The sequence below is a fragment of the Roseiarcus sp. genome, assembly GCF_052145395.1.
In the GTDB taxonomy this organism is placed as follows: domain Bacteria; phylum Pseudomonadota; class Alphaproteobacteria; order Rhizobiales; family Beijerinckiaceae; genus Roseiarcus.
The window spans coordinates 1-8,145 of sequence record NZ_JBKQOT010000159.1 but is presented as its reverse complement, the minus strand read 5'-3'; the positions used below and the strand labels follow the sequence as shown (position 1 = coordinate 8,145).

At 64.0% G+C, this 8,145-nt stretch carries 7 protein-coding genes; 3 read left to right on the top strand and 4 right to left on the bottom strand.

Annotated features, from left to right (window positions below):
* The first annotated feature begins 119 nt into the window (after positions 1 to 119).
* The gene (locus ACLP25_RS05530) at positions 120 to 716 is read left to right on the top strand and encodes a hypothetical protein (protein WP_442468223.1); all 597 of its coding nucleotides are present in this window, start codon (positions 120 to 122) and stop codon (positions 714 to 716) included.
* Between the two features lie 762 nt (positions 717 to 1,478).
* Here ACLP25_RS05530 and typA read toward each other — a convergent pair.
* Positions 1,479 to 3,305: a translational GTPase TypA gene (gene typA, locus ACLP25_RS05525; RefSeq protein WP_442468224.1), complete on the bottom strand. Its 1,827-nt coding sequence runs from the start codon at positions 3,303 to 3,305 to the stop codon at positions 1,479 to 1,481.
* 267 nt (positions 3,306 to 3,572) lie between these two features.
* On the opposite strand from typA, the gene ACLP25_RS05520 reads away from it, so the two are divergent.
* The gene (locus ACLP25_RS05520; protein ID WP_442468222.1) at positions 3,573 to 4,028 is read left to right on the top strand and encodes a DMT family transporter; all 456 of its coding nucleotides are present in this window, start codon (positions 3,573 to 3,575) and stop codon (positions 4,026 to 4,028) included.
* Here ACLP25_RS05520 and ACLP25_RS05515 read toward each other — a convergent pair.
* A complete protein-coding gene (locus tag ACLP25_RS05515; protein WP_442468221.1) occupies positions 4,025 to 5,284 on the bottom strand; it encodes a flavin monoamine oxidase family protein in 1,260 nt (419 codons plus the stop codon). The genes ACLP25_RS05520 and ACLP25_RS05515 overlap by 4 nt on opposite strands.
* Positions 5,285 to 5,518: 234 nt before the next feature.
* Between ACLP25_RS05515 and ACLP25_RS05510 the strand changes: the two genes are divergently transcribed.
* Positions 5,519 to 6,424, top strand: a complete 906-nt coding sequence (locus tag ACLP25_RS05510; RefSeq protein ID WP_442468220.1) for a fructose bisphosphate aldolase — start codon at positions 5,519 to 5,521, stop codon at positions 6,422 to 6,424.
* Between the two features lie 34 nt (positions 6,425 to 6,458).
* On the opposite strand, the gene ACLP25_RS05505 is transcribed toward ACLP25_RS05510, so the two are convergent.
* Positions 6,459 to 6,875: a hypothetical protein gene (locus ACLP25_RS05505; protein WP_442468219.1), complete on the bottom strand. Its 417-nt coding sequence runs from the start codon at positions 6,873 to 6,875 to the stop codon at positions 6,459 to 6,461.
* A gap of 12 nt (positions 6,876 to 6,887) precedes the next feature.
* Positions 6,888 to 7,886, bottom strand: a complete 999-nt coding sequence (locus ACLP25_RS05500; protein WP_442468218.1) for an ABC transporter substrate-binding protein — start codon at positions 7,884 to 7,886, stop codon at positions 6,888 to 6,890.
* Positions 7,887 to 8,145: the final 259 nt, after the last annotated feature.

Here is an 8,145-nt window from a genome sequence, read left to right as displayed (position 1 = left end):
TAATTGACAATGGCTTGTATACGTAATTAGTACAAATACCTGCGCAGCAGCCGGCTCAAGCTCAAGCCAATCAAAGCAATATAGTTACGATGGGCAGATTTTGCTCTAATAAGATCTTAGTGCCTGGAGCGCTAATTCAAAATACGACGCTTCCTCCGTGTGGGTTGGATAAGAAGCAAAATGCCGGCGGAACCGTAGTAATTACAAACACGGAGACTCACAAAATTGATGATGTTGTGATGAATACTGATACGAAGTCGGCAATAAAGACAACAACTACAACTACAACTTCGATATTGCCAATTACAGGCCGCAACTTTGGAGTCACCTTTGAGGGTATAGGGAGAGTTGAAATTACTTTTGAATTGAGGTCACCCGATGGATTTTTGAGTTATCTCGGATCGTGGTATAATGTTGGTGATAAAATTAGATTTGAAAGGTATGAACGCGACAATGGAAAAATTGAAATGGTCCCGTGGTATGATACGGTTCAGGCGCAGCAGATATTCAATACCGGTCCTTATCTTTCAATTGTAGATTTAAACGGGCCATCTGCTTCGTGCTATGCGTCAGTTAAATATGACGGCCGAACGTACTGTGTGCCGTTAGAGGCGACGCATACATCGATGCTTATGGATATTGCTATCATTCTAAGGAATCTGATTATTTCGCCTACTGACTTGAACGCGCCGGTTTCGGTTAGAGTGACGGACTAACGCTAGAATACTTTCGCTCGGATCTCTATACGTGAATCTAAAGTGAGAGAGGCGAGCGCAATATGCGGGCACTATTTAGAACATCGGTCGCTTTTGCGACCTTATTGGTTGCAGGGCCAGTGGTGGCGGCAGCGGCCGGCGATGTTCCGCCTCCAGCGACCCCTACTTGCACGTATCACGACGTGAAATACTCGCCGGGAGCGCTAATTTGCCTCGCGCCACAGTCTATGCAGAAGTGCAATGACAAAGGCGTATGGGAGCAGTCCACCGAAGGCGGTGATTTCAAGCAAGCATGTGCGAAAGGCCAAATTCCAGCGCCGGGAGCCCCTGCCAACCCGCCCGGTCAGTGCGCGTACTATAATGTGCAATACGGGCCTGGATCTGTGATTTGTGTAGCCCCGAACTTGGCGCTGACATGCGAAAGCAGTAAAGACGGCGTATGGGCAGCAAGCGCCGAAAAAGAATGCGCGAATGCTCAAATTCCAGCTCCCGCCGCCCCCGCAACTTCTAGCACTACCCCGCCCGGCCTGTGCACGTATCACGATGTCCAATATGCGACCAACGCGGTGATTTGCGTGGCCCCGCGCTTCGGGCAGACCTGTAAAGAAGGTGGCGGGTGGTCAGAAATCACCGGTGGTGGTGCTTTTGAAAAAGCATGCGCGAATGCCCAGATTCCTGCTCCGAGTTACCCGGCAGCTCCTGCTGGTGCTAAGTAGCAACAGCAAGAAGATCGGCGCGCCCATCCAGCATTGAGGAACTTGTTCAGACCGCCCCCTCCGCCGTCTTCGACCGCTCGGCGCGCTTGCGGTCGTTGGGGTCGAGCAGGGCCTTGCGCAGGCGGATCGACTTCGGCGTCACCTCGACGAACTCGTCGTCCTGGATATAAGCCAGCGCCTTTTCCAGCGTCATCTGGATCGGGGGCGTCAGTCGCACCGCCTCGTCCTTCGAGTGGGTGCGGATGTTGGTGAGCTTCTTGCCCTTGAGCACGTTGACCTCGAGGTCGTTGTCCCGCGTGTGCTGGCCGACGATCATCCCCTGATAGACCTTCCAGCCCGGCTCGATCATCATCGGGCCGCGGTCCTCGAGGTTCCACATGGCGTAGGCGACCGCCTCGCCCGATTCGTTCGAGATCAGGACGCCGTTGCGCCGTCCGGTGATCTCGCCTTTGTAGGCGCCCCAGTTGTGGAACAGGCGGTTCATGATTGCGGTGCCGCGCGTGTCGGTCAAAAGCTCGCCGAGATAGCCGATCAGGCCGCGCGTCGGCGCGAGGAAGACAAGCCGCAGGCGATCGCCGCCCGAGGGGCGCATCTCGATCATCTCGCCCTTGCGCTCGCTCATCTTCTGCACGACGACGCCCGAGTGCTCCTCGTCGACGTCGATCACCACTTCCTCGATCGGCTCCAGCATCTCACCGGACTCGTCCTTGTGGAACAGCACCTTCGGGCGCGACACGCCGAGTTCGAAGCCCTCGCGCCGCATGGTCTCGATCAGGATCGCAAGCTGCAGTTCGCCGCGGCCTGAGACGATGTAGGAGTCGGAATTGGGGGCGGGCTCGACGTGGAGCGCCACGTTGCCCTCGGCCTCCTTGAAGAGGCGGTCGCGGATGACGCGGCTCGTCACCTTGTCGCCCTCCGTGCCGGCGAGCGGGCTGTCGTTGACGGAAAAGGTCATCGACAGCGTTGGCGGGTCGATCGGCTGGGCATGCAGCGGCTCGACCTCCTCGGGGCTGCACAGCGTGTCGGCCACGTTGAACTTCTCCAGGCCCGCGATCGCGATGATGTCGCCCGCGACCGCTTCGTCGATCGGCGTGCGCTCGATGCCGCGAAAGGCGAGGATCTTCGACACCCGGCCGGTCTCGACCAGATCGCCCTCAACGTCGAGCACCTTGACGGGCGCGTTGGTCTTGATCGAGCCGGAGAAGACGCGGCCGGTGATGATTCGGCCGAGATAAGGATTGGCCTCGAGGAGCGTGCCGAGCATGCGGAAGCCGCCGGCGCCGACCCTCGGCGCCTCGACGTGCTTGAGGACGAGGTCGAACAGCGCCGCCATGTTCTCGGCCGGCTTCTCGGGTGAATCCGACATCCAGCCCTGCTTGGCCGAGCCGTAGATGATCGGGAAGTCGAGTTGCTCGTCGGTCGCGTCCAGCGCGGCGAAGAGGTCGAACACCTCGTTGACCACCTCGCTGGGCCTCGCGTCCTGCTTGTCCACTTTGTTGACGCAGACGATGGGCTTCAGGCCGATCTTCAGCGCCTTGCCGACGACGAACTTGGTCTGCGGCATCGGCCCCTCGGCCGCGTCGACGAGCACGATCGCGCCATCGACCATCGACAGAATGCGCTCGACCTCGCCGCCGAAGTCGGCGTGGCCGGGCGTGTCGACGATGTTGATGCGCACGTTCTTCCACACGACCGAGGTCGCCTTGGCGAGAATGGTGATCCCGCGCTCGCGCTCGAGGTCGTTCGAATCCATGACCCGCTCGGCGACGCGCTGGTTTTCGCGGAAGGCGCCGGACTGCTGCAGGAGCCGGTCGACGAGGGTCGTCTTGCCGTGATCGACGTGGGCGATGATGGCGATGTTGCGAAGCTTCAGCATAGGACTTACGGACTTTTCGACGAGCGCGGAGCCGGCGCGGGCGGCCGAGCCTTATGGGCGCGGATGTGACGGGGCTGCGACAGCCGGGACCGTCGCCCGGTTTCCTTCGGGATTGTGCGGCGCAATACACGAAACAGGGGGCGAAGGGAAGGGCGACGGCGAACGGGCGGAACGATGGCGTTCCGGGCGCGTTGGAGGCGTTTTGGGACCGCTGGCGCACTTGCCGGCGTGAGGCGGCGGGCGATCTATATGCAGGGACCTTTCGTGGACAACATCAGCGGCGTGTGGCTCTATCCCATCATTCTGGCGGCGGGCGCGCTCCAAGCCTGGGGGCCGCCGATGAAGGGCGCGCTCCGCAACGCGCTGACCAACCCGTGGCTTGCGAGCCTCGTCTCGTTCCTGCCGGTGGTCGCGCTCCTCGCCGTCCTCTGGCTCTGCCAGCCGCGCCCGCTTCCGACCGCGGAGGGCTTAACGGGCATGCCCTGGTGGGCGCCGCTCGGCGGGGTCATCGGCGCCTTCGCCGTGATCGCCGGGCTTCTGTTCGTCGACAAAGTGGGCGCGGGAGCGCTCGCGGGCCTCACCATCACCGCCAACATCCTGATGTCGCTCGCCATCGACCACTTCGGCGGGTTCGGCCTTCCGCAACATGCGCTGACGCCCGGCCGCTTGGTCGGCGCGCTGCTCATGGTCGCCGGAATCACCGCGATCTCCAGGTTTTAGGCGCCCGTCGCCCGTGCGGAACGCGGTTTCAGAGCCGCGATGGCCTCTTCGGCCGCACGCACGCCGGTGTCGTGCGCGCCGTGGGCGGTCGAGAAGTCGAAAGGGTGGGTCGCCTCGCCGGCAAAGAAGATTTTGCCGTCGAACGGACGGGCGAGATCGGCGCGCGCGGTGCGGCGGCCGGGCAGGGCATGGCTGTAGCCGCCGCCGATCCAATCGGTCCGCGTCCAGTTCGAACCAACGAGCGGTTTTAGCGATCGGCGCACTTTCGCGCCGAACAGCGCGACGAGTTCCTTCGTCGCATGGGCGAAGCCTGCGACAAGGCCCTCCTCCGCGACAACTGCCGCGCCGGCGCCGCCGAAAAAGCCTTCGACGACCGGCCGTCCGAACGGACGGATAGTGTATGACCCAGCGCCCGCATCGCGCGGATTGCCGTGAACGTGGTTCTCCGGCGGGAAGGCGTCGGGCGCGGCGATTTCGAAGAACAGCTTCTCGTTGCGCCCGAGCGGCAGGCCTTCGGCCGCGCGGCGCCACGGTTCGAGATCGGGCGGGAGCGCGATTGCGCCGCTCGCAAGGACCGCCGTCGAGACGGTGACGATGGCCGCCGACGCGCGAGCCTCTCCGAGCGGGGTCGCCAGCGCGACCGATCGGCCGTCGAGCGCGATCCTCTCGACCGGCGCGGCGAGCCGCAGTTCGACGCCGGCGGGGAAACTCGCCGCGATCAGCGCGCCGTAGCCCGCAGGCGCCCGCCAGTTCGTATCCGTGGAAGCTTCGTCATAGGCGAGACTGTCGGCGACGGAGACGCGCGCGAGCGCATCCCCGTTGAGGTAGCCGCTGATCGACTCGATGAAGGGGTTCCATTCGTCCCCCGGCTTCAGCGCGTCGGCCGCGCAGTCGCTCGCAGGCGGCGCGCTCTCGAGCCGGGCGAACCAGGCGGCGTAGGCCCGGCGCGCCGCTCTGCGCTCGGCGGCCGAAAGGCCGCGGTCCTGATATTGCTCGCCCCACGCCGCCGTCCCGCGGTCGATCGCAAAACCCATCTCCTCCGCGACGCGCCTCCACGAGTTGCGCTCGGCGGAATGAAGCCAGCCGCATCCGAGATCGAGCGGCACGCCGGCGAGGGCATTTGTCCACGCCCTGCCGCCGATTCGCGGGCTCGCCTCGAATACGATCGTCGTCAGCCCGCTCAGCGACAAGCGCCGCGCCGCGGCGATGCCGGCGGCCCCGGCGCCGACAATGGCGACGTCATAATTCGCGGTCATGGCGGACAGCATGGCGTGAAACGGGTCGGCGTCTCAAGGCGCCCCGGGCCAAACGCGTCGCGCCCCGTCCTGATCCAAAATCGTTGCGCAGCCTCGGCGGCCTGAAATCGGACGCGTTGCAAAGCCAAATAAGGTGCTAAGCTGCCTGCCGACGGCGGACGCCGGGGCGGCGCCCTCCTTCGGGCGGAGCGCAACCCGCCGTACAATACGTCGCCCCAGGCGAGGAGGACGGTCATGGCCAATGAAAAGATGACGGCGCAAATGTCGAGCAAGGGCGGCTTCATCGCTGCGCTCGACCAAAGCGGCGGGTCGACCCCCGGCGCGCTCCGGCTCTACGGGATCCCCGACAGCGAATATGCCGGCGACGACGCCAAGATGTACGAACTCATGCATGCGTTCCGGGTGCGGATCATGAGCGCGCCCGCCTTCACCGGCGCCAAGGTGATCGCCGCCATTTTGTTCGAGCGGACGATGGACGGCGAGGCGAAAGGCAAGCCCGTGCCGACCTTTCTCTGGGAGGACCGTGGCGTCGTGCCGATCGTCAAGGTCGACAAGGGGCTCGAGGCGGACAAGGACGGCGTGCAGCTGATGAAGCCGATGCCCGGCCTCGACACGCTGCTGGCCCGGGCGGCCAAGCTCGGCGTGTTCGGCACCAAGATGCGCTCGGTGATCAACCATGCCTCGAAGCAGGGGATCGCCGCGATCGCCAAACAGCAGTTCGAAATCGGCGAGCAGATCGCCGGGCACGGCCTCGCGCCGATCCTGGAGCCGGAAGTGTCGATCAAGGCGACGGACAAGGCCGGCGCCGAGAAGATTTTGCTCGACGAATTGGCCAAGGGCCTCGATGCGATTCCGGCCGGCCGGCAGGTGATGTTCAAGCTGACCCTTCCGGACACGCCCGACCTCTATGCGCCGCTCATCAAGGACAAGCGAGTGATGCGCGTCGTCGCGCTCTCCGGCGGCTACACGCGGGACGATGCCTGCCAGAGGCTCGCCCGCAACCACGGCATGATCGCGAGCTTCTCGCGTGCGCTGACCGAGGGTCTCAAGCGGTCGATGAGCGACGCCGAGTTCGACAAGGCGCTCGCGGAGGCGATCAACGAGATCTACGGGGCCTCGGTCGACAAGGTCGCGGCGTAACGCATTCCCGGCGGCGCTCGGGTCTCGACTGCGGCTAGACCGGCGGCGCGGGCGAGCTTGCCCGTCGCCGGTCGGCGACGGGAACGCCCGTGAGGGAGGCGTAGATCGCCTCGGCGGCGGCGCGGCGCGCCGCTTCCGGCGCGCTGGTGAGGAGCGCGAGCATCGTCGTTTTCGGGTCGACGCCCGACGGGTCGAGCGTTCCGCGGAGGAATTCCGGCTTCTGCTTTTGCCGCGCCGGAAGCGCGAGCTCGCCGGGGACCTTGTGGCCGCCCCAGCCGATGACCCGGTGGCAGGTCAGGCAATTCGCCTTCGTTTGCCGAAGGCCCTCATCGAGCGCGGGGTCGAAGCCCGGCAGCCGAAGCGCGGCGGCTGCGTCGCTGGCGAGGGAAACGTCGGCCGCCTGATAGGGCCAATCGCGAGCGCCGCCAATGACGATCAATGTCCGAGCCAAGGGGGTGGTCGCTCACTTCGGCCTGAGATCGAGGCCGACGCCCTTGTTCACGAACTGCAGGGTGTAGGCTTTCTTGTAGTCGGTCCCAGGGTCAACCATGCCGATCTCGACCATCTTGGCGAAGAAATCCTTCCAGCGCGCGTCGGTCATGGCGCCGATTCCGAGCGTCTCCGCGTCGCCGGAATCGACGATGCCGTGACCTCTCAAGGTCGCGATCGAAAAGGCGATCTGGTCGTCGCTGATGTCCGGATTGTCCTGCTTGATCAGCGCGTTGGCTTTGGAACTGTCGCCGTAGAGATAGTGATACCAGCCGATCGCCGAGGCGTCGACGAAGCGCTGGACGAGATCGGGCTCTTTCTCGACGATCCCGGTGTTGGTCACGATCAGGGTCGCATAGGTCGAGTAGCCGTGGTCGGACAGCAAAAAGACGTTCGGTCGGAAATGGCCCTGGCGCTCGATCTCGAAGGGCTCGGCGGTCACGTAGCCCTGCTGGATCGACCTGGGGTTGGCGATGAACGGGGCGGAGTTGAAATTGTACGGCCTGATGTTCTCGTCCTTGAACCCGTAGACGAGCCTCAGCCACGCGTAGAAGGTGTTGATCGCGCCGGCCCCGAGATAGACCGGGTTCGCCTGCGGCAGGTTGTCCCATGTGTCGAACCCGACGCCGGGGTGGGACATCAGGATCTGCGGGCTCTTCTGGAATTCGGCCGCCACCGCGACCAGCGGCAGCTTGCACTCGGCCGAGAGCAGATTGCCGATCATGTCGCCGCCCATGAAGAATTCCAGCTTGCCGAACAAGAGCAGCAGGCCGCCGTTCGCCTGCGGGCCGCCGGGCACGATCGTGACATCCAGCCCGTATTTCTCGTAGGTGCCGTCGGCGACCGCCTGATAGAAGCCGCCGGCCGCCGGATCGGCGAGCCAGTTGGTCCCGAATTTCACTTTGTCGAGGGCGACGGCGGGGGCGGTCAGGCCGAGCACGGCGGCGAGGGCGGCTATCAACGCAGGACGCATGGCTTTCCCCCGAACGCTGCGGGCCCCTCGACCCATCGTTCCTGATTCTCGCGTCCCCGAGGGAAGCGGTCAACCGCGCGGCGCAAATCCGCTGAGCACGCGTGCGCCGGCAGGCGGTCAGGCCCGGCGCACGCCCCCTCTGAACCTGCCCAAATCGTCGTGGGGATGATGGAAATGGTCGGAGTGAGAGGATTCGAACCTCCGACCCCCTCGTCCCGAATAAGTCTGTCCAGCATAAGTTATTGATCTTGTTAATGCC